This is a genomic window from Oleiphilus sp. HI0067 (assembly GCF_001635735.1).
Genome location: NZ_LWFI01000265.1, coordinates 1 through 1,151, shown reverse-complemented (window position 1 = coordinate 1,151; position 1,151 = coordinate 1). Strand labels below are relative to the sequence as shown.

At 47.3% G+C, this 1,151-nt stretch carries 1 protein-coding gene; it reads right to left on the bottom strand.

Features of this window, described 5'->3' with window-relative positions; genetic code table 11:
• Positions 1-29: 29 nt before the first annotated feature.
• Positions 30-1,142 carry an aspartate-semialdehyde dehydrogenase gene (asd, locus tag A3739_RS03365; protein ID WP_068481142.1) on the bottom strand — a complete coding sequence of 371 codons (1,113 nt, stop codon included), beginning with the start codon at positions 1,140-1,142 and terminating at the stop codon, positions 30-32.
• Positions 1,143-1,151: the final 9 nt, after the last annotated feature.

The window sequence follows — 1,151 nt, the reverse complement described above, 5'->3', positions numbered from 1 at the left end:
CCGACTTTATCGGCAAGTGAAGCTAAGTCTCAAGCTTCCAAAACTATCCGTAACATTCTACGCAATGGCTCGGCTGCACCCCAAAGAAGTTGATCGCCAACTGTAAACGCTGAGATATACTCAGGACCCATTTCAAGCTTACGGATTCGACCAACAGGAATACTCAAGGTACCTGTTGCTACCGTTGGGCTAAGCTCGTTAATAGATGCTTCGCGATCATTAGGAATTACTTTGACCCAATCATTCGCTGCAGCCAATTTAGCCTCAATTTCTTCGACAGGCAGATCCTTCTTTAACTTAATGGTAAGCGCCTGAGAGTGACAACGCATAGCACCAACACGTACACACAAACCGTCAATTGGGATTGCTTGATCTTGCGTACCGAGAATCTTGTTAGTTTCAGCACCTGCTTTCCACTCCTCACGGCTTTGGCCTGACGGCAACTGCGTATCGATATAAGGAATCAAAGAGCCCGCAAGCGGAACGCCAAACTGGTCAGTCGAGAATTCGTCTGAACGCATTTTCTCTGCTACCAACTTATCAATTTCAAGAATCGCTGACGCTGGATTGTCTAGCTGATTCGCAACCGCTTCGTTGATCTCACCCATTTGAGTAATCAATTCACGCATGTGCTTAGCGCCTGAACCTGATGCCGCTTGATATGTCATCGGTGATACCCATTCCACCAAGTCTTCCGCGAACAAACCTCCTAGAGCAAGCAACATTAGACTCACCGTACAGTTACCACCGACGAAGTCTTTCACGCCATTAGATAGTGCTTCATCGATCACGTGACGGTTAACAGGATCAAGCACGATGACAGCGTTATCTTCCATGCGAAGGGCTGAAGCCGCATCAATCCAGTAGCCATCCCAGCCACTTTCGCGCAACTTAGGGTAAACCGCTTTTGTGTAATCACCACCCTGACAGGTAATGATGAAATCCATTTGCGCCAGCTCACTCACGTCATTTGCGTCAAGCAATACTGATTCCCCCTGCCCTAGATCTGGAGCAGGTAAACCTTTTTGTGATGTCGTAAAAAACACTGGCTCAACTAAAGAGAAGTCATTCTCTTCTTGCATACGCTGCATAAGCACGGAACCAACCATGCCACGCCAGCCGACCATTCCTAACTTTTTCATTTCTATCGA

What these genes read in the sequence shown, in the direction of transcription:
- asd (WP_068481142.1), bottom strand. Translation starts at nt 1,142, where the DNA reads ATGAAAAAGTTAGGAATGGTCGGCTGGCGTGGCATGGTTGGTTCCGTG.